Annotated in this window: 16 protein-coding genes and 1 pseudogene; all 17 read left to right on the top strand. The window is 40.0% G+C overall.

The window, feature by feature from the left end:
* Positions 1–215: 215 nt before the first annotated feature.
* Entirely contained in the window at positions 216–1,244 is a 1,029-nt protein-coding gene (locus NXV01_RS19685) for a FimB/Mfa2 family fimbrial subunit (protein ID WP_259023109.1), read from the top strand.
* Between the two features lie 10 nt (positions 1,245–1,254).
* A complete protein-coding gene (locus NXV01_RS19680; protein ID WP_259023108.1) occupies positions 1,255–2,055 on the top strand; it encodes a FimB/Mfa2 family fimbrial subunit in 801 nt (266 codons plus the stop codon).
* Between the two features lie 19 nt (positions 2,056–2,074).
* Complete coding sequence (locus NXV01_RS19675) at positions 2,075–2,458, top strand: hypothetical protein (protein ID WP_259023107.1); 384 nt, start codon at positions 2,075–2,077, stop codon at positions 2,456–2,458.
* A 20-nt stretch (positions 2,459–2,478) separates the two neighbouring features.
* A complete protein-coding gene (locus tag NXV01_RS19670) occupies positions 2,479–5,346 on the top strand; it encodes a DUF4906 domain-containing protein (protein ID WP_259023106.1) in 2,868 nt (955 codons plus the stop codon).
* Positions 5,331–5,897 carry a hypothetical protein gene (locus NXV01_RS19665; protein ID WP_259023105.1) on the top strand — a complete coding sequence of 189 codons (567 nt, stop codon included), beginning with the start codon at positions 5,331–5,333 and terminating at the stop codon, positions 5,895–5,897. Before NXV01_RS19670 ends, NXV01_RS19665 begins: the two co-directional genes overlap by 16 nt.
* A 226-nt stretch (positions 5,898–6,123) precedes the next feature.
* Positions 6,124–6,714 carry a UpxY family transcription antiterminator gene (locus NXV01_RS19660; protein ID WP_148367442.1) on the top strand — a complete coding sequence of 197 codons (591 nt, stop codon included), beginning with the start codon at positions 6,124–6,126 and terminating at the stop codon, positions 6,712–6,714.
* Positions 6,715–7,037: 323 nt separating this feature from the next.
* A complete protein-coding gene (locus NXV01_RS19655) occupies positions 7,038–8,966 on the top strand; it encodes a nucleoside-diphosphate sugar epimerase/dehydratase (RefSeq protein ID WP_217722113.1) in 1,929 nt (642 codons plus the stop codon).
* A 16-nt stretch (positions 8,967–8,982) separates the two neighbouring features.
* Positions 8,983–9,816, top strand: coding sequence for a polysaccharide biosynthesis/export family protein (locus NXV01_RS19650; RefSeq protein WP_148367026.1), 834 nt, complete (start codon positions 8,983–8,985; stop codon positions 9,814–9,816).
* 9 nt (positions 9,817–9,825) lie between these two features.
* Positions 9,826–12,252 (top strand): polysaccharide biosynthesis tyrosine autokinase, encoded by a 2,427-nt coding sequence (locus NXV01_RS19645; protein ID WP_259023104.1) that lies wholly within the window; start codon positions 9,826–9,828, stop codon positions 12,250–12,252.
* A gap of 32 nt (positions 12,253–12,284) precedes the next feature.
* Entirely contained in the window at positions 12,285–13,616 is a 1,332-nt protein-coding gene (locus NXV01_RS19640; protein WP_259023103.1) for a nucleotide sugar dehydrogenase, read from the top strand.
* 21 nt (positions 13,617–13,637) lie between these two features.
* The gene (locus NXV01_RS19635) at positions 13,638–14,687 is read left to right on the top strand and encodes a polysaccharide biosynthesis protein (RefSeq protein ID WP_259023102.1); all 1,050 of its coding nucleotides are present in this window, start codon (positions 13,638–13,640) and stop codon (positions 14,685–14,687) included.
* 17 nt (positions 14,688–14,704) lie between these two features.
* Positions 14,705–15,928, top strand: coding sequence for an NAD-dependent epimerase/dehydratase family protein (locus NXV01_RS19630; RefSeq protein ID WP_259023101.1), 1,224 nt, complete (start codon positions 14,705–14,707; stop codon positions 15,926–15,928).
* A gap of 4 nt (positions 15,929–15,932) precedes the next feature.
* On the top strand, positions 15,933–17,126 hold the full coding sequence (wecB, locus tag NXV01_RS19625; RefSeq protein WP_259023100.1) for a non-hydrolyzing UDP-N-acetylglucosamine 2-epimerase: 1,194 nt from the start codon (positions 15,933–15,935) through the stop codon (positions 17,124–17,126).
* A gap of 64 nt (positions 17,127–17,190) precedes the next feature.
* A pseudogene (wecB, locus tag NXV01_RS19620) lies at positions 17,191–18,370 on the top strand (non-hydrolyzing UDP-N-acetylglucosamine 2-epimerase).
* Positions 18,371–18,424: 54 nt separating this feature from the next.
* Entirely contained in the window at positions 18,425–19,648 is a 1,224-nt protein-coding gene (locus tag NXV01_RS19615; RefSeq protein WP_259023099.1) for a nucleotide sugar dehydrogenase, read from the top strand.
* 150 nt (positions 19,649–19,798) lie between these two features.
* The gene (locus NXV01_RS19610; RefSeq protein WP_259023098.1) at positions 19,799–20,410 is read left to right on the top strand and encodes a DapH/DapD/GlmU-related protein; all 612 of its coding nucleotides are present in this window, start codon (positions 19,799–19,801) and stop codon (positions 20,408–20,410) included.
* Positions 20,411–21,916, top strand: a complete 1,506-nt coding sequence (locus NXV01_RS19605) for an oligosaccharide flippase family protein (RefSeq protein WP_259023097.1) — start codon at positions 20,411–20,413, stop codon at positions 21,914–21,916.
* The last annotated feature ends 16 nt before the right edge of the window (positions 21,917–21,932 follow it).

Below are 21,932 nucleotides of genomic sequence, written 5' to 3'. Positions count from 1 at the left end.
AATAGAAATTTATCTCGGAGGAGAAAAGGCTTTAATTCCTGCTCCTCCGGGATTTAACAAGAAAAAGTACTTCCGTTCCGGTACAAAGAAAGGGCGGCTTTGGAAAATGTGACGACAAAAAGTTGTCTATTTTCCCACTAACAATGAAAATTCACTACGGATGTATGTTCGTAGACAATATATATAACGAGAGAAATAATCCATGTATATAAACGATGAATACATTAGTTTATATGAAAGAAATAAATAAAACAACAACACTGCCAGTGCTTATGCTGCTGTCTGTTCTTTTTGTAATGACAGCTTGCGATGGAATTTACGAGGATGAAGGAGATTGCTCTGTGCATTATCATGTCAAGTTCCGTTATGATATGAATATGAAGTTTGCAGATGCTTTTGCACACGAGGTAAATTCGGTTACACTTTATGTCCTTGATGAACAGAATAATGTAGTGTGGCAAGGTTCAGAGCAAGGGGAAGCTCTTGCACAAGAAGGATATGCAATGGAAGTAGACGTGGCTCCGGGTAGTTATAGCCTGTTGGCATGGTGTGGGTTGGCAGGAGGCAATTCATTTGTCGTTCCTGTCTCATCTTGTAAGGAAGACCTGATTTGTTCATTGAAGCGCGAGCACAAGCTTGATGGAACAGCTTATGTCAAAGAAGATCTTAATAGGCTGTATCACGGCTATTTGGAAAAACAGACTTTCAGCAGTGAGGAAGGTACACATACTTTTGTCGTTCCGTTAGTTAAAAACACTAATAATATACGTGTTGTATTGCAGCATCTTTCGGGCGAGCCTGTCGATAAAGATAAATTTACGTTCTCCATAACTGATGAAAATGGGGTGATGAACTGGGATAATAAGCTGCTATCTGATGAACCTGTGACATACTATGCATGGCATACTGACTCGGGAACGGCGGGCATTGATGATGTAGATAGCAGGACAGTATCTTCATTTAGCGCTGCTATCGCAGAACTTACTACTGCAAGGTTGGTTAAGGAAAAAGCTCCCCGCCTGAAAGTGACGAACGATAAGGGAGAAACAGTATTTTCTATTCCACTGATAGATTATGCTTTGCTGGTGAAAGGAGAGTACAATCGTCGAATGGACGATCAGGAATATCTCGACCGGCAAGATGAATATAATATGGTTTTCTTTTTAGATGAAGGAGACCGTTGGATGGATGCTTATATTTACATAAATTCTTGGAAAGTTGTTCTTCAAGAGACCGGTATTTAAAAACATGTATATGATGAGAAAAGGTAAAAGCATATTGTCATTTTCTTGCTTGTTCTTCTCTGTCTGCATTTTGTTCTTATCGTGCAGTTCAGAGAGAGAATACCTTTCAACAGACCGGTATGAAGAAGAGGAGACTGTTCAGGTAGGTTTTCATATTGCGTTTGATGAACTCTCTGATACCCGAACAGTGACAAGGGCCGGTCGGGACGGGTATGACAACGGGATGGAAACAGATTTTGAAAATTACATCAATTTTGAGAATCAAGACTTTCGTATCCTCTTTTTCGATAAAGATAATAAATATATTTCTACTCTTCAGCTGGAAGGTATTATGCTTGTGGGCAATGCCGGTTATCGTTCAAAGTATTATGATGTAGTGGGTAATATTAGAAAACCGCTTCCTTCTACATTCAAGGTCGTGATGCTTGCCAACTGGAGGGAATATCCCCAAGAAAGTGAAATGGTTGTTGGGCAAACTACCATCAAAGATATATGTATAAGCCCGGGCAGTCAATATTCGTATGTTACTCCTTCTTTGTTTCATCTTTCAGAAGATTGTCTCATTCCTATGTATGGCGTGAAACTTTTCGAGAACGTGAAATTCTACTCTAATATGTGCACTTATTTAGGCACGCTCCATATGCTTCGTGCGATGGCGAAAGTGGAAGTTAACTATACTGTTGCCGAAGCCTCTGGCAATACTTCCGACTACACCTTAAAGTCTGTTACGCTACATCGCTACAATAGCCGCGGATATTGTGCACCGGATAATGTATTCGTGGAAAGCGATTATGTGAAGGGGGGATTATGACAAGGATTATGTAGACGACTTGCATTTGCCGGATGGCAAGAACGACAGTGATGAGAAAGAATTGCCTTTCGAGGAACTGTCGACAGGAACTCGTTTTGTGCTCTATATTCCCGAATATCAAAACCTTCTCAACGGTAACAAAGCTGTGGATGCAGCCGAGATTCACTTGAAATTTGCCGAGAGCGATCAAATACATACTATTGATTTTAAATATTATGATAATGCACCGAAAGACGTAGCATTAGGTACACCTTTCGACATTCATCGCAATTATTATTATAAATTCAACGTGACGAAAACGTACATAGATAAAATAGATGTTCATGTACAGGTAGTACCCTATGCAGAGGTCGAACTTGAACCCGATTTTGGCCTGGATCCGAAATCTGATTCTAACAATTAAACCTGAAAATGATGTGTCGTATGAGAAAGATAACAACTTTATTTTGTTTTGTTTTGCTTATGCTGCAATTCGTACTGACGACAAGTTGTCGGGATGATTATTTCATGACAGAAGAAATTGGCAAAGGAGATGCTGTCATTTCTGTATCCTTATGTTTTGATCAGGAGAATGCATTACTAGGCAAGACTCGTGCCGGAGAAGCGCAAAAAGAAACGGGTGGTGATGATGGAGATGCCATTCAGAATATCAACTCGCTTTGTATGCTGTTCTATAATGAAGCAGGCGAATTAGTTCATAATTATATCGTTTACAATAATGATGTGACGCCCGATCCGGATGTTGCCGATTGGAACTATAAATTAGAAGACAATCGTATTGACGAAGATAAAAATGAAGACGGAAGTCAGTTTGAGGACGATAAGACAGGTTCAGCCACCTTTAAGCTTCGTTCGATAAAGCGAGGACGCTACTATGTCTATGCGGTAGCTAATATGGGTGATCTGGGAGATTATTCTGATGCGATAAAGACCCGTGCAGGACTGAAATCAATTTCTCTTACCTGGGAGGATGAAATAGCAAAGAATAGTGAAATGTTTGGTATATTTAGTCTTAAGTCGGATCGTAATGCGAGTGATGACCAACCTGTCACTATAAATTCTCCAAGTGTGCAACTCCATAGCTGGTTGCGTCGTGCAGCTTCTAAGGTAACGGTTGCATTCGACGGTACCGGCCTTTATGAAAATGTGCAGATATATATTGAAAATATTGTAATAAAAGATATACCTAAAACCTGCGCATTAGGCAACCCGAATACACCCGGACAGGCTGATGTAAGCAAAGTGTATCCGTTGAGTGACTATATGGCTGAAGAAACAAAATGGGATGATAGGATGCTTGAGCGTTCTGTACGTTATTCCGCTTCTAACGGTTTGCTTGAAGAAGGTAAATCCATTATTATTCAAGAACTCCCGGATAAAGATCTTCAAACGCTCACTCCGGAAAACTATAAACATGTGTGTAAAACACAGCATCCTTATTTGGGTATGGGAGAGGATGGTGACGATTCCAATATTATCACCAATCGTCATGCCCATACAGCAAAGTCTCTGTTTTTTTATGAGAATATGCAGGGGAAAGGAAAGTTGAAATATCAGTCGAACGATGGTGGCCATTCGATATGGAAGCCCAATCCGGATGAAAATGAGCCGGGTTCCGGTTGGAAAGATGAAAAACCTTACGGTACGTATGTGGAGGTGAGTGGTTATTATCGTTGTACGGCTTCGGACGAACATTTGGGCGCAGGTCCGATTAAATTTCGTTTTATGCTTGGAAAAGATGTAAAAACGGATTATAATGCCGAACGCAACACTCATTACAAGCTGACTCTTAAATTCAAGGGTTACGGCAACGATGCCGATTGGCACATCGAATATAAAGAGCCGCCCGGCATTCATGTGACTACTCCACAGTATATTTCTTATTTGTATAATAAGGAAATGACGGCAACGGTGAAGGTGACAGGAACGATGAAGTCCGGTTATAAGTTGGTGGCAAGAATTTTGGCGAAGAAAGAAAAGAGCTATGCAGGTAAGCATGAGTGTGAAAATGACGAAGTTGATTCTTCATTTACAGGATGGAAGCCTTGGGGAAATAATACAAAAGCATTTCCGCTTGTTACTGATGGATTCTTCTATAATCAGCAGTCTGTTTATGAAGATGGTCCGTGGAATAGTTTTTTGTCGTTGATAAAAACTTCTACAGTAAAGGTTGGAAAACCTGAATGGGAAAAACAAATGTCGAATAAAGTAAATGTGTCGGATGCTTCGTTTTATAATTTTCAGTATTATAAAGGCATAGTTGATGGAAAAGATCGAAGTAAAAGAGTTTATGAATGGACGGGAAACGAAATGAGTGGAGGTAGTGAAGCTGATGGGAAATATACTGTGGTTGATAATGGCAAGGAGCTTGTATTCTCAATACCGCTTTATACGCGTGCCAAAGAATTGGTGACAAGAACAGGCTTTACCGGCAATAATCCCTACGTAGCTTATCCTCGTAAAGAGGTTGTGAGATTCACGATTGAAGATGAAAACAATAATAAAGTTGCCGGACCGGTAGATCTTGATATGATACAAGTCCGACGTGTCGAGAACCCCAAAGGGGTATGGCGTAGCCATAGTTGTTCGGACGATTTTCATGTGACGTTGATGCGGCTACCCAATGAAGAAGGTGATTTTGTACCATTCAAGTCTGAAGGTGAATGGAGTGCGGAAATCATGGAAGGTGGCGATAATTTTATAACTCTGGAAGGTACTAGTGAAAGTGTAACTGTCAAACCTGATAGAGTGGAAGGGAAAGGAGAGCAATTTATTGATTTTAAAATAAAATTCAACGGAACGATTGGAGAAAATGACGTGCGCTGTGCAATAGTTCGTGTACGCTATCATAATTATACGTGCGAACATGACATTTTTGTGCGACAAGGTTACGCCCCTTTAACATTGGAAGGTAATGTAAGTGATAGCAATCCTGCATGGGTTTCATATAATGTGTATCGTTTTGATAAGGATAACAATCCTGTTTATACCCGTTCGCCTTTGGAGGAAGGGTCGCTGTTCCGTCGCGGTAATAATACGGCAATTTTAGCCTCAAACAATGATAGACCGGGGTTTGGTTATGCAGATAAATACACATCGGCTCCATCAGAAGATTTTCACGTATTGAAGCCCGGAGAAACGAGTGTTTCGAATGTATCATGGGACGGGCTTGCTCCTTCTACAGAGGAAGAAAAAAACGTTTTAATGGCTCGTGGACCCTTCCGGGAAAGTCAGATGAGCGTATTGCAACCATTGATGATTTTTATCATACATTGGTGTCTACAGATATAAACGGTAAAATAAATAAGGGATACGGTATACTTTATGGAGATGGTGCTAGAGAAACAGCAACAGAAAAATCCATAGCACAGGGATATGTGCGCATTGAAGAACCGAATTCTCCGAATTCGGAAAAAGGTATGCGTGGATGTTTTGTATATAACAAAGACAATGGGCATTGCATCTTTCTTCCTATTGGAAAACTTGGTTATGGACGCAGGCAAGGTGTCGCACCATGGAGTGACAGTAGTGAGAAACCTGGTAAATTACGATATGCCTCCCGTAATACATGGTATGATAGTGGGGATATAATATATCAACCTTTATTTTATGACTTGTACAAACGTCCGGGAGCAGTTTATCATTGTCGCAATAGAATAGGAAATTTGGAAGTAACAGACCCTACTACCAAAGAAAAGTATACTGATGTAACAAAATCAAGTGCCTTGGATATTAATTATTTTACCATGGGGTTTGAGGGCTTTGAAAATGGTGCAGCGACAATCAAAGATGATGTATTAAAGCCTGACGCTTGTTTCTTGCGTACAGTAAAATATAAATAGCACTATATCTCTAATTATTCGAGTTCTATGGTCTTGTTCGGAAAATAAAAGAATCCGGATTTTGCTTGGATTTTTTTGCGTGTGGGTAGTTTTTTAATGGCATATTTTACCTTACGACTAAAAAGAGTACATTTTTTCTTGTTTATTATTTATAATTTTATCTATCTTTGTCACCGAATTCAATCCATTACCAAAGAAGTAACGGAAAAATGAGGGGTAAAAATACATGATCATTAAGAAAAATGACGATCAAAGAACTCTGCCAACAGATGTGATTGGCAGCAGCGTAGCGCGCTCAAAACGTTGGTTAGTGGCCATTGTGCGCATCTGTCACGAGAAAAAAACGAGTGAGCGGCTTACGAAAATGGGGATCGAAAATTTCCTTCCAATTCAACAAGAAGTCCATCAATGGAGCGACCGTCGTAAGGTTGTCGACCGGGTACTACTTCCGATGATGATTTTTGTTCACGTTGATCTGCAAGAACAAAAAGAAGTCCTGACTTTATCTTCTATCAGCCGTTATATGGTATTACGTGGGGAGAGTACTCCGGCTGTTATTCCTGACCAACAAATGTTGCGATTTAAGTTTATGCTCGATTACTCGGATGAGACGATCAGCATGAGTACATCGCCATTAGCTCCGGGAGAAAAAATACGGGTAATCAAAGGACCATTGGCAGGACTGGAAGGGGAATTAGTAAATATGAATGGGAAATCGAAAGTTGCTGTTCGATTGACGATGTTGGGGTATGCATGTGTAGATATACCGGTGGGGTGTGTAGAGCCGGTGTTTGAAAATGGGGATTTAGATGATTGAATAATCAATCTATTTTATAGGGGGTATGGGGATTTTACTGCAAAAATGTAATGAAAGTCTGTAAAATAGCAGACAGTCTATCTGACATCGGTAACCAAACAGTGGATATATTTATCGATGACCTCTCTCAAAAAAATCCATAAAAGTATTATGAATTATATCTTGTAAAAGATATAGTGTAGAAATGTATGTACGTATCGAAAGATGAAAAGATTCTCTGTTGGGTTACACTGACATTGAAATCTTGCTCATTGCCTTTGTATTGATAGTAATCAATCAGATAAATCAAACTTCGAAATATTATTTTATTCATTTATACTATAATGGAAAAAACATTGAAGGGCATAGTACAATATGCCCGCAAAAACTATTTCAGTTATTGGGTTGTTTTAGGTATTGACACGGCACTTTCTGTATTGTGTTCATTGGTAGCTTATGCTGTAATTCATTATATGGCGCATGTTCCAATGACAGACTGGATGCTCTGTAAATTTGCTTGTGTTTCCTTGGTGTCAAGTGTTGCGGGCGCTTTGTTATTCCATACTTATCGTAATACGATTCGTTTTTCACAAGCTCGTGAACTTTGGCGTATCATGTGTGCCGTTTTATTCAAAATTGTCTGTTTGGCCATTATTTCTTTTGGGCTTATATATGAGATTCAATTGCCATACAATTATAAAATATCCTATCTTCTATTTGATGGCTTATTGACTCTGGTGATTCTGACATCTTTTCGCGTATCGTTAATAATCGTCTATGACCTCTTGTTGGATTGGGTGAATAAAAAGAATACCCGTATTCTTATTTATGGTACTGACGAAGAGAGTGTGGCCTTGAAATTACGTCTTAGGGATAGTGCACATTATAAGGTAGCTGGTTTTTATGTATATGGTAAAAATAACAGCCGACGCCGATTGGCAGATCTTCCCGTTTATTACTTTGAAAATGAGTCGGATGTTGATTATATCATGCGGAAGCGTGGAATTAAGGGGATCCTGTTTGCCCGTTATGAAGACACTCGCTTGGAAGAAAAACGCCTTTTGGAATATTGTAAAAGCAATGAACTTAAAACATTGATAGCTCCTACTATCAGTGAAGCGGATTCTGACGGCAATTTTCACCAATGGATACGTCCCATCAAGATTGAAGATTTGCTGGGACGTGCTGAAATCAACATCAATCTTCGTCAGGTTGCGGAAGAATTCAGGGGAAAAGTGGTGTTGGTGACCGGTGCGGCAGGCAGTATTGGCAGTGAACTTTGCCGTCAACTGGTGCAGATGGGAATTCAAAAACTTATCATGTTCGACTCTGCAGAGACTCCTTTACACAATGTCCGTCTTGAATTTGAGAAAAATTATCCAAATATAGATTTTATTCCTGTGATCGGTGACGTGCGTGTGAAAGAGCGTGTACGTATGGTGTTCGATCTCTATCATCCTCAAATCGTCTTTCATGCCGCCGCTTACAAACATGTACCGTTGATGGAAGAAAATCCTTGCGAGGCTGTCCTTGTCAATGTAACCGGTTCCCGACAGGTAGCTGACATGGCTGTGGAATATGGCGCAGAAAAAATGATTATGGTTTCTACAGATAAAGCCGTGAATCCTACCAATGTAATGGGTTGCTCCAAACGTTTGGCAGAAATCTATGTACAGAGTTTGGGATGTGCTATTCGTGAAGGGAAAGTGAAAGGTCATACCAAATTCATCACGACACGTTTCGGAAATGTATTGGGCAGTAATGGTTCTGTCATTCCTCGTTTTAGGGAACAAATTGAGAATGGCGGTCCTGTCACTGTTACTCATCCTGATATCATCCGTTTCTTCATGACTATTCCTGAAGCTTGCCGCTTGGTGATGGAGGCTGCTACTATGGGAGAGGGCAATGAGATCTTTGTTTTTGAAATGGGCAAAGCTGTGAAGATTGTTGATTTGGCTACCCGTATGATTGAATTGGCGGGTTATCGTCCGGGGGAAGACATCAAGATCGAATTTACAGGATTACGTCCGGGTGAAAAGCTTTATGAAGAGGTGTTGAGCGATAAAGAAAATACAATACCTACCGAAAACAAGAAAATTATGATAGCTAAAGTACGTCGGTATGAATATGCAGATATCCTTGATACTTATGCAGAGTTTGAGAAGTTGTCGCGTACGGTAAAGATTATGGATACCGTGCGGTTGATGAAGAAAGTCGTGCCGGAATTTAAGTCAAAGAATTCTCCGAAATTTGAGAGGTTGGATAAGGAATAATAAATTTAATAATTTTATGAATAAATCATTTTACATGTATATGAGTATGCAAGGTATGGGACGTAATGTGTTTGCCTGTCTGATTGCAATATTTCTGCTCGCGTCTTGTCAGTCATACAAAAAGGTTCCTTACTTGCAGGATGTGGAAGTTGTGGAACAGACCGTCCAACAGGAAAATTTGTATGATGCCAAGATAATGCCTAAAGACCTGCTTACTATTGTGGTTTCATGTACCAGTCCCGAGTTGGCTATTCCATTCAATCTGACGGTAGCTAGTCCTGCTAGTGTGGCTGCTGGAAATTCGCAGTTGAGTGTCCAGCCGGTTCTGCAACCTTATTTGGTGGATAATGAAGGAAAGATCAATTTTCCGGTTTTAGGCGAATTAAAGGTGGGCGGTTTGACAAAGAAAGAGGCAGAACAATTAATTATAGAAAAGTTGAAACCTTATATCAAGGAGACTCCGATAGTAACCGTCCGCATGGTAAACTATAAAATTTCTGTACTGGGTGAAGTTGCACGTCCCGGTACCTTTACCATCAATAATGAGAAGGTGAATCTGTTGGAAGCCTTGGCCATGGCGGGTGATATGACTGTCTGGGGGCTTCGTGATAATGTAAAACTGATTCGTGAAGGTGCTGACGGCAAACAGCAGATTATAACGCTGGATCTGAACAGTGCGGAAACCATTCTTTCCCCTTATTATTGGTTGCAGCAGAATGATATTGTTTATGTGACTCCGAACAAGGCGAAAGCGCGTAACTCTGATATCGGTAACAGTACAAGCCTTTGGTTCTCAGCCACCTCTATCTTGGTGTCATTGGCAAGTTTATTAGTAACAATCTTCAAATAGTATCACTGTATGGTTGAGGAAAAAAAGGAAAAGTGTATGGAACATTCTGAAGAGCAGGTTAATATTCAGGAAATTTTTTTCCGTTGTCTGGTTCACTGGCCTTGGTTTGTGTTTTCAGTAATTGTATGTATCGCCTGTGCGTGGGGATACCTGCGACTGACAACGCCCGTTTATAATATTTCCGCCACAGTCTTGATTAAGGATGATAAGAAAGGCGGTGGTACAAGTATGTCTTCCGAACTGGAAAGGATGGGTTTGGACGGTTTTGTCTCTTCGTCCGGTAATGTCGATAATGAAATCGAAGTGCTCCGTTCGAAGTCTTTGTCCGGAGAGGTGGTAAACAATTTAGGACTGTTTGTTACCTATGTGGATGAAGACGAGTTCCCGAAAAAGGAACTTTATCAGACCTCTCCCGTATTGGTGAGCCTTACTCCGCAGGAGGCAGACAAGCTTCCTGGCAGGATGGAAGTCGCCATGACTCTTCAACCGACAGGTGTGATGGATGTACAAATGAAAGTGGGTGATAAAGAATACCGGAGACAATTTGAAAAATTACCTGCTGTATTCCCGACAGATGAGGGTACGGTCGCATTTTTCGCAAATAATGATACCTTGTCTGCTGTTCGTCCGGAAAACGTGACGAAAGAACGTCATATTACGGCTTTCATTAACCGTCCTTTCTCTGTAGCAAAAGGATATGCCAGCTCCTTGTCGATAGCTCCCACTTCAAAAACGACTTCTGTTGTTGTCATTTCATTGAAGAATACCAATCCCCGTCGTGGTAAGGATTTTATCAATAAACTGCTTGAGATGTACAACATCAATGCGAATAATGACAAGAATGAAGTGGCCCAGAAAACGGCAGAGTTTATAGATGAACGTATCGGTATTATTTCCAAAGAGTTGGGCAGTACTGAGCAAGATCTGGAAAATTTCAAACGTACAGCAGGTATTACGGATTTGAGTAGCGAGGCGCAGATCGCCTTGACGGGTAATGCGGAATACGAAAAGAAACGTGTGGAGAATCAGACTCAGATCAACCTTATTGTTGATTTGCAAAAATACCTTCAGGGTGATGAATATGAAGTGTTGCCTGCCAATGTCGGTTTGCAGGATGGTGGCCTGGTTGGAGCAATCTCGCGTTATAATGAGATGCTGATTGAACGCAACCGTCTGTTACGTACCTCAACGGAAAGTAACCCGGCGATTGTCAACCTTAATACCAGTATTCGTGCTATGCGTAGCAATGTGCAGGCCACTTTGGATGCTACCTTGAAAGGATTACAGATTACTAAAGCTGATTTGGATCGTGAAGCGAGTCGTTATTCCCGTCGTATCAGTGACGCCCCAACTCAGGAACGCCAGTTTGTAAGCATTGCCCGCCAGCAGGAAATCAAATCGGGACTGTATCTAATGCTGCTTCAGAAACGTGAGGAGAATGCTATAACTTTGGCAGCTACGGCAAATAATGCCCAGATAATTGATGCAGCGATTGCTGATGACAATCCCGTTTCCCCTAAAAGGATGATGGTCTATCTGGTTGCTTTGTTTTTGGGAATGGGAATCCCGGTAGGTATCATCTATCTGATAGGCTTGACCAAATTCAAGATTGAAGGACGTGCCGATATAGAAAAATTGACTTCACTTCCGGTTGTCGGTGATATTCCATTGGCGGATGAGAAATCCGGTTCAATTGCGGTCTTTGAGAATCAGAACAACCTGATGAGCGAGACTTTCCGTAATGTTCGTACCAATCTTCAGTTTATGCTTGAAAGAGATAAGAACGTAATTTTAGTAACTTCTACTATCAGTGGTGAAGGTAAGTCTTTTATTTCCGCCAATTTAGCAGTTAGCCTTTCTTTGTTAGGTAAGAAAGTCGTAATCGTTGGCCTTGACATTCGCAAGCCCGGTCTGAACAAAGTGTTCAATATCCCCAAGAAAGAGCATGGTATTACTCAGTTCCTGACTAACCCGAGTATGAACTTGATGGATCTGGTTCAACCTTCGGATATCAATAGAAATCTTTTTATTCTTCCGGGTGGAGCAGTTCCGCCCAATCCAACGGAATTATTGGCCCGTGACGGATTGGAGAAAGCCATCGAAACATTGAAGACTAACTTTGATTATGTGATTCTGGATACCGCTCCTGTTGGTATGGTAACCGATACTTTGCTGATAGGTCGTACCGCTGATTTATCGGTATACGTATGCCGTGCTGATTATACCCGTAAGGCAGAGTTTACTTTGATTAATGAACTTTCTGAAAATAAAAAGTTACCTAATCTCTGTATTGCCATTAACGGTTTGGATCTTCAGAAAAAGAAGTACGGCTATTATTATGGTTATGGTAAATACGGCAAGTATTACGGCTATGGCAAGCGTTATGGTTATGGCTACGGTTATGGAGAAAAACATGCTGGTCAGAAGGGTAAATAAACTACTATTGATAAACCCAAATCAAACATAATATGCGTGATTTCAAAGACATTCGGGTCGCAGTAGCCGGAACCGGCTATGTGGGACTGAGCATAGCGACGCTGCTATCACAACATCATCATGTAACCGCTGTGGATGTAATCCCGGAAAAAGTGGAGAAACTGAACAATAAGGTTTCCCCTATCCAGGATGATTATATCGAGAAATATCTGGCAGAAAAGCCGCTTGACCTTGTAGCCACTTTGGACGGGAGAGCAGCCTACGCTGACGCTGACTTTGTGGTAATAGCCGCTCCTACAAACTATGACCCGGTAAAGAATTATTTCGATACGAGCCGTGTGGAGGAGGTTATCGACCTTGTGCTTGAGGTGAATCCCGATGCCGTAATGGTCATTAAGTCAACGATTCCTGTGGGTTATACCCGTAACCTTTATGTAAAGTACGCCCAAAAAGGAGTAAAGAAGTTCAACCTGCTGTTCTCACCGGAGTTCCTTCGTGAAAGCAAGGCTCTTTATGACAACCTTTATCCGAGCCGTATCATCGTAGGTTATCCGAAGATCATCGACCGTCTGGAGTTTGTCGAAGAAAATAAAGCAATAGATTCTGTAACAGATGTTGAGATGTTGGAGGAAGCAGCCAAAATATTTGCTGCCCTCTTGCAGGAAGGGGCTATCAAAGAAAACATTGACACGCTCTTCATGGGCATAAAAGAGGCGGAAGCAGTCAAGCTCTTCGCCAACACCTACCTGGCTCTCCGTGTCAGCTACTTTAACGAACTTGATACATACGCTGAAATTAAGGGATTGGACAGTAAAGCGATCATTGAGGGCGTAGGTCTTGACCCACGTATCGGGACACATTATAACAATCCTTCATTCGGTTATGGTGGCTACTGCCTACCTAAAGACACCAAACAACTTCTTGCCAACTATCAGGATGTCCCCCAAAATATGATGTCCGCTATTGTGGAATCAAACAAGACCCGTAAGGATTATATAGCCGATGCAGTACTCCGTATGGCGGGGTGGTATGGCTATTTAGAAAATAACGAATACAATTATTCTGATTCCTCCAATCAACCTCCAATTGTTGGTGTGTATCGTTTGACGATGAAGTCAAATTCAGATAATTTTCGTCAGTCTGCTATTCAGGGAATTATGAAGCGTATAAAGGCTAAGGGGGCAGAAGTCATTATCTATGAGCCTACGCTTGAAAATGGCACATTGTTCTTTGGTAGCAGGGTTGTGAATAACTTAGAGGAATTCAAGGAAAGTAGTCGTGTAATTATTGCTAATCGCTATGATACTTGTCTCGATAATGTGAAAAACAAGGTTTATACACGAGATATTTTTGGAGAAGATTAAATAAATGAAAAATAGATGGCTATGAGTATTTTTACAGATAAAACCCTTATGATTACTGGTGGAACTGGTTCGTTCGGTAACGCGGTATTGAATCGTTTTCTTCGTACTGATATCGGTGAGATTCGTATCTTTAGTCGCGACGAGAAGAAGCAGGACGATATGCGTCATGAATATCAGTCAAAATATCCTGATGTCGCCCACAAGATAAAGTTCTTTATTGGTGATGTGCGCAATCTTCAGTCTTGTCGCAATGCAATGCCTGGAGTAGATTATATTTTTCATGCAGCTGCCCTCAAGCAAGTTCCGTCTTGTGAATTCTTCCCAATGGAGGCAGTAAAAACCAATGTTATTGGTACTGACAATGTGTTGACTGCAGCTATTGAGGCAAAAGTTGGTGCAGTCATCTGTTTGTCAACAGATAAAGCGGCGTACCCAATCAATGCGATGGGTATTACTAAAGCAATCGAGGAAAAAATAGCAGTGGCAAAAAGCCGTTATTCCGGTAAGACAAAGATTTGTTGTACACGTTATGGCAATGTAATGTGTTCTCGTGGTTCTGTGATACCACTTTGGATAGAGCAAATTCGTAATGGTAATCCTATTACTTTGACTGAACCTAAGATGACACGTTTTATTATGTCATTGGAAGAAGCTGTTGATCTTGTACTTTTTGCTTTTGAACATGGCAAAAATGGTGATATTCTCGTACAGAAGGCTCCTGCTTGCACTATTCAGACTCAGGCTGAGGCTGTATGTGAACTTTTCGGTGGCAAGAAAGATGATATTAAAGTGATTGGTATTCGTCATGGTGAGAAGATGTATGAAACACTTTTGACAAATGAGGAATGTGCTAAGGCAGAGGATATGGGTAATTTCTACCGTGTACCGGCTGACAATCGTGGTTTGAATTATGATAAGTTTTTCAAAGAAGGAGAGATAGAACGCAACATCATCTCTGAGTTCAATTCAAACAATACACGTATACTTACAGTTGAGGAGACCAAGACGAAAATAGCTGCTCTTGAGTATATCCAGAAGGAACTCTCCGGTGAAGGTAACTTTGTTCAGTAAGAAAATACCAAAGATTTATGAAGATATTGGTAACAGGGGCTAAAGGTTTTGTGGGACGAAACCTTTGCTCCCAACTTAATAACATAAAAGAAGGTAAGGCTAGCTTGTATAAAGATGTACAGGTAGATAATGTTTTTGAGTATGATCTCGGAAACACTAAGGAAGAGCTCGACCACTACTGCGCAGAGGCTGATTTCGTTTTCAATCTCGCAGGTGTCAATCGTCCACAGAATCAGGAAGAGTTTATGAAAGGCAATTTTGGCTTTGCCACCACTCTTCTTGATACGTTGAAAGCACATAAGAATGCTTGTCCTGTAATGCTCTCATCCTCAGTTCAGGCTTCTCTTACTGGGCGTTTTGGCAACTCTGAGTATGGTCGTAGTAAGAAAGCTGGTGAAGAACTTTTCTTTCAGTATGGTCATGAAGTGGGAGCAAGAATGCTTATCTATCGTTTTCCGAACCTTTTTGGGAAATGGTGTCGCCCTAACTATAATAGTGCTATCGCCACTTTTTGCAACAATATTGCCAACGACCTCCCTATTCAGGTTAATGACCGTAATGTTGAAATGGAACTTCTTTATATTGATGATCTTGTTGATGAAATGATTTCCGCCCTCGTAGGTAAGGAACATCGTTGTGAGTTTGAGGGACTTAAGGTTATTCCAACTGTCGAAGGTCACTATTGTTACTGCCCTGTTACTCACAAGACGACTCTCGGAGAGATTATAGACATAATTAATGAGTGTGCGGCATCTGTCAGTCCGGCAGGAGGCAAGGCCCTGACTGCATTGGCTTTACCGCAAGGTAGCCTTGAATACAAACTTATGACTACCTATCTTAGTTACCTTCCAAAAGAGAAAGCTGTTATTGATTTTAAGATGAATGTAGATCAGCGGGGTTCCTTTACTGAACTTATCCATACCCTTAATAACGGTCAGGTCAGCATCAATATCAGCAAACCGGGAATCATCAAAGGTGAACATTGGCATCACAGCAAGTGGGAAACTTTTATTGTTGTAGCAGGGCATGGACTTATCCAACTCCGTAAGGAAGGAACAGACGAAGTATGGAACTGTGAAGTGAGTGGTAATAGGATTCAGGCAGTTCATATGCTTCCTGGATATACCCACAATATTATAAACTTAAGTGAAACCGAAGACTTGGTGACCGTAATGTACTGCAATGAAGTTTTCAATCCCGATCGCGCAGACACCTACTTTGATCCAGTTGAAAAGAAATAACATAATGGAGAACAAATTTCCTAAATTTGATTATAGCGATATAAAGTGGCAGGGGAATGGTAAATTGAAACTTATCATAGTTGTTGGTACTCGTCCTGAGATTATCCGTCTTGCCGCTGTTATCAACAAGTGCCGCAAGTACTTTGATGTAATTTTGGCTCACACCGGACAGAACTACGATTACAACCTCAATGGCATTTTTTTTAAGGATCTCAAACTGAAAGATCCCGAAGTCTACATGGATGCTGTTGGCGACGATCTTGGTGCCACCTGCGGTAATATTATCAATTGCAGTTACAAACTGTTTAATCAAACTAAGCCCGACGCTGTCTTGGTACTTGGTGACACTAACTCTTGTTTGAGTGTAATAGGTGCCAAGCGTTTACATATTCCAATTTTCCATATGGAAGCAGGTAACCGTTGCAAGGATGAATGTCTTCCCGAAGAGACAAACCGCCGTATCGTAGATATCATTTCTGATGTCAATATGGCTTATTCCGAGCACGCTCGTCGTTATCTTGCAGAGTGTGGGCTTCCTCGTGAGCGTACCTATGTTACCGGTTCACCGATGGCGGAAGTACTTCATAAGAATTTGGCTGAGATTGAGGCGTCAGATGTTCACCAACGTCTTGGACTTGAGAAAGGAAAATACATCCTGCTTTCAGCCCATCGCGAGGAGAATATTGATACGGAGAAGAACTTTACTTCTCTTTTTACTGCCATTAATAGAATGGCAGAGAAATATGATATGCCTATTCTCTATTCTTGTCACCCACGTTCTCGTAATAGACTGGTGGCATCAGGTTTCCAACTTGATAAGCGTGTTATTCAGCAAGAACCTCTTGGTTTTCATGATTATAATTGTCTCCAAATGAATGCCTTTGCTGTGGTATCGGATTCTGGTACTCTTCCTGAGGAAAGTAGCTTTTTCACTTCAGTTGGTTATCCTTTTCCTGCTATCTGTATTCGAACTTCAACAGAACGTCCTGAAGCCTTGGATAAGGCATGTTTTATACTTTCTGGTATTGATACTGAGGGGCTGCTTCAGAGTGTAGATTTGGCTGTTGAACTCACTAAGGACGGCCAACATGGTATTCCGGTACCGAATTACGTTGACGAAAATGTTTCAACGAAGGTGGTGAAGATCATTCAGAGTTATGTAGGAGTAGTGAATAAAATGGTTTGGCGAAAATCTTAATTGAATCACTATTCTTTTATACATTACGTTTTACGTTTTGACAAAGTTTGAATAAACAAATAATATGAAAAAAAAAATAATGTTAATCTTCGGAACACGACCAGAGGCAATTAAAATGTGTCCTCTTGTCAAAGAGTTTCAGAAGAGGAATAATGAATTTGAAACAATCGTATGTGTAACAGGCCAGCATCGTGAAATGCTTGACCAGGTTCTTAATCTTTTTGACGTGAAGCCTGATTATGACTTGAATATCATGAAGCAGGGCCAAGATCTGACTGATGTGACTGCACGTGTTCTTACAGGTCTTCGTGATGTGTTCAAAGAATGTCATCCTGATGTAGTACTTGTACATGGTGACACCACTACTTCTACGGCAGGTGCACTTGCTGCGTTTTATGCACAGATTCCTGTGGGGCATGTAGAGGCAGGTCTTCGTACTCATAATATTTACAGTCCATGGCCGGAAGAGATGAACCGCCAGATTACTGGGCGTATCGCTACCTACAATTTCTCTCCAACTCCTCTCTCTGAGAAAAATCTTCTTGAAGAAAAGGCCCAAGGTAACATTTATGTAACAGGTAATACTGTTATTGATGCTCTTCACATGGTAGTAAATAGGCTCAAGAAAGATGAGATTCTTGCAAAGAAGCAAGATGATATACTTATGTGTGCCGGTTATAATGTAACTCGTCTTACCGATTGCCGTAAACTTGTACTTATCACTGGGCACAGAAGAGAAAATTTTGGTGACGGATTTATTCGTATGGTTACTGCTATGAAAGATCTCTCTGAGAAGTATCCTGAGATTGATTTCGTATATCCTATGCATCTCAATCCTAACGTACGTAAGCCTATACACGAAGTATTTGGTGAAGAACTCACTCGGTCAAATTTTTTTTTTCATCGAACCGCTACAGTATCTCGAGTTTGTATATCTCATGAGCAAAGCTGCTATTGTTCTCACTGATTCAGGCGGAATTCAGGAAGAGGCTCCAGGACTTGGTAAACCGGTACTCGTAATGCGCGATACCACTGAACGTCCTGAAGCTCTAGCTTCTGGTACCGTTCATCTTGTTGGTACAGATTACGACAAGATCATGAACGAGGTTAGCACTCTTCTTGATGATACAGTAGCATATGAAGCAATGAGTAAAGCCGTTAATCCTTATGGTGACGGACAGGCTTGTCGCAGAATTGCAGACGTACTTGCAGACAAGGAGATTGAACGTTATGAAGTCTGCTAATCTTATTCTAATAATAGAGAAAACAAATAGAAAAAAAATATTAAAATCAAACTTATGATTAATGTAATAGGATTGGGGTATATCGGGCTTCCGACTGCCCTCATGATGGCTTCTCATGGAGTTGATGTCATTGGTACTGACTATAATAAGCAACTTGTTGAAACACTCAATGCTGGTCGTACTACTTTTAAAGAGAATGGTCTTGATGAACTTTTTCAAAATGCTCTCAAAGCTGGCATTAAGTTTACTACAGAGTACCAGAAAACAGACATGTACATTGTGTCGGTTCCTACTCCATATGACAAATTTTCAAAGAAAGTTGATGCTTGCTATGTAGTGGCTGCCGTTAAGGAAGTAATGAAAGTTTGTCCCAAGGGAGCAACTGTAGTTATTGAATCAACAGTTAGCCCTGGTACCATTGATCGCTATGTACGCCCAGTTATTGAAGAAAATGGGTTTAATATAGGTGAAGATATTAACCTTGTACATGCTCCTGAACGTATTATTCCTGGTAATATGGTTTACGAACTTCTTCATAATAATCGCACTGTTGGTGCAGATTCTCACGAAATTGGTGAAAAAGTAAAAAAGTATTATGCGAGCTTCTGTCAAGGTGATATTGTTGTTACTGATATTCGTACAGCGGAGATGACTAAGGTCGTTGAAAATACTTTTCGTGCTGTCAACATCGCTTTTGCTAATGAGCTTGCACGGATATGTCGTCATGATAATATGGACGTTTACGAGATCATTCGTATCTGTAATATGCACCCTCGCGTAAATATTCTTCAACCAGGTCCTGGTGTAGGTGGGCATTGTATCTCTGTTGATCCTTGGTTTCTTGTTGGAGACTATCCGCAACTAGCTAAAGTTATTGACGAATCTATGAAGACTAACGATTCACAGCCTACTTTCGTCTTAAATCGCATCTATGAGATTATGAAAGAGAATGGTATTACTGATAATCGTAAGGTAGGTCTTTATGGCCTCACTTATAAAGAGAATGTTGATGATTATCGTGAGTCACCTGCTCTTCAAATGTTAGAGGCTCAGGAACGTCATCTAGCACGTCCACTTCGTTGTTATGATCCGTTCCTTGAGAACCATAAGATTGCTGATAACCAATACAGTAATTTTGATGAGTTTTTGGATGATATAGAGATGGTAGTTATTCTTGTTAAGCATGACCACATCAAACTGAACTGGGATAAACTTAAAGGGAAAGTAATTCTTGATTGTTGTAATATTTGTCCGCTGGCGGGAAGATACCATATCTAATTAAAAAAGGATACTAATTGGATAATACTATTCATATTGTTCAATTAGTTTCTTTTAGATATGAATAGGTAGGTTAGAATAAAAAAGGGAAGATAATATTTTAACAAATGAAATAGTTAGAATATTTTTAATCAGTATTTTGTAATAGAAATGAATTTTGTAAAGAGAATTATTAAAGTATTAATTCCTTTCTACTCTTCATATGTTAAGGTTGCAAGTTCGGGAGTACATAATGTGTCTTATTGGAACTATGTAAGATTTAGACTAACAGGTAATTGTAGCAAAGCGGGATATTATCCGGTACATCCGACATGTACAATTGCAAATGCAAGAAAAGTCTATGTAGGTTGTAATGCAACAATAGCACGACCTGGGTGCTACATTCAGGGAGCAGGCACAGTTTATATTGGAGACTATGTTCAATTCGGGCCGAATGTGGGAATCCTTAGTGCAAACCATGACATTTATGATCAAAGGAAATATAATGCGGCACCGATAACAATAGGAGATTACTCTTGGATTGGTATGAATAGTGTTGTCACAGCGGGTGTCATCCTGGGACCGAGGACGATTGTGGCAGCTGGTGCAGTAGTAACCAAAAGTTTTCCTGAAGGTTTTTGCATATTGGCTGGAGTACCTGCTAAAATAGTGAAATATCTTGATAAGGACAGTTTTCGACCTTGGCATTTAGAAAATGAATATTATGGATATATACCGAAAGAAGAATTCGAATCTGTTAGAAAGAAATACTTAGATATATAAATGTCACAAGAGCAGACTTCAAATTCCAAACAAGCAGTTTGGATAGCCATAGGTGGTTTCTTTTCATTTATTGTAGGTATCGTTAGTCCGATGATTTTGAGCCGATTCTTCGACAAAGGAGATTACGGAACCTATAAGCAAGTGATGTATGTGTATAATACCCTTCTTGCTGTTTTTACACTTGGTCTGCCTAAGGCATATGCATATTTTTTGCCAAAATTCGCAATAGAGTATTCAAAAGATATTATTTCCAAGGTGACGAAAATTTTCTTTATTCTGGGAGCAGTATTTTCTTTTTTTCTTCTGTGTTTTGCAGGACCTATTGCATTAGTAATGAATAATCCGGATCTGAAGATGGCTTTGATAGTGTTTTCTCCAACACCATTCCTTTTGTTGCCTACTATGGGACTAGATGCAATTTATGCATCATTTCGCAAAACTAAATATTTAACATATTATACAATTGCCACAAGAATACTTATTATCATTTGTATCGTTTTGCCAGTGATAATATTCTCTGGAAACTATATACATGCGATTATTGGATTTGATGTTGCTTCTCTGATTACATTCTTTTTTGCACTTTATCTGAAGTCATGGCCTGTAAAAGAGGTAGAACATTTGAAGTCATCTTTGACCTATAAACAAGTCTTTAAGTTTGCACTTCCGCTTTTATATGCGTCATTATGGGGAGTAATACCTTCTTCTGCAAACCAATTCTTTATTAGTAGATATTTTGGAAACGAAACCTTTGCAGAATTTTCAAACGGATTTATGGAACTTCCATTTGTCGGAATGATTTTGGGGTCGATCTCCACCGTTCTTTTACCTGTATTTTCAGGCATGGACAAGGGAGAAGGTATGGAAAATGAGACTCTTAATATTTGGAATTCTGCTCTTTTGAAATCAGCAAAGCTTATTTTCCCGATATTGATATTTAGTGTATTCTTCGCAAGACCGATAATGACCTGTATGTATGGAGATATGTATGCTCAATCATCGATTTACTTTGTTATTAAGAATTTGAGCGGACTTTTTTATATTATTCCATTTTACCCGATTATTCTTGCTATCGGTAAGACTAGTGCATATGCGAATGTGCATATGGTTGCAGCATTTGTTATTGTGATTGCTGAATACATTGTTTGTACAATATGTGATTCTGCTGTATATGTTGCGATTACTTCAGAGTTGTGCCTATTATTTAAAATATGGCTTTTGATGAGAGTTATTGTAAGCTATGCACATAAGAAGATTACAGATTTGATTCCACCAAAACCAATGCTAATATTAACTATTATTTCAGTGTTGGCTTGTGTTCCTCCGTTCCTTTTTATTCGTTTTGTAGAAATGAACAAATTTGCAACACTTTTCCTAAGCTTTGGGTTATTTTTGATTGATTACTATATCCTGTGCTGGATTAGTAAAGTTACTTATAGGGATATTGTTAGCGGATTTTTGAGAAAAGGTTCAAGATTAGCGTCTGTAATAAAAATTCTCCCTTAGTTTCTTAGTAATTCAT

The sequence above is a fragment of the Bacteroides sp. BFG-606 genome, from assembly GCF_024788145.1.
Taxonomy (GTDB): domain Bacteria; phylum Bacteroidota; class Bacteroidia; order Bacteroidales; family Bacteroidaceae; genus Bacteroides; species Bacteroides vicugnae.
Note: the sequence above shows the minus strand (reverse complement) of the source record. Positions and strands in the feature narration are given on the sequence as shown.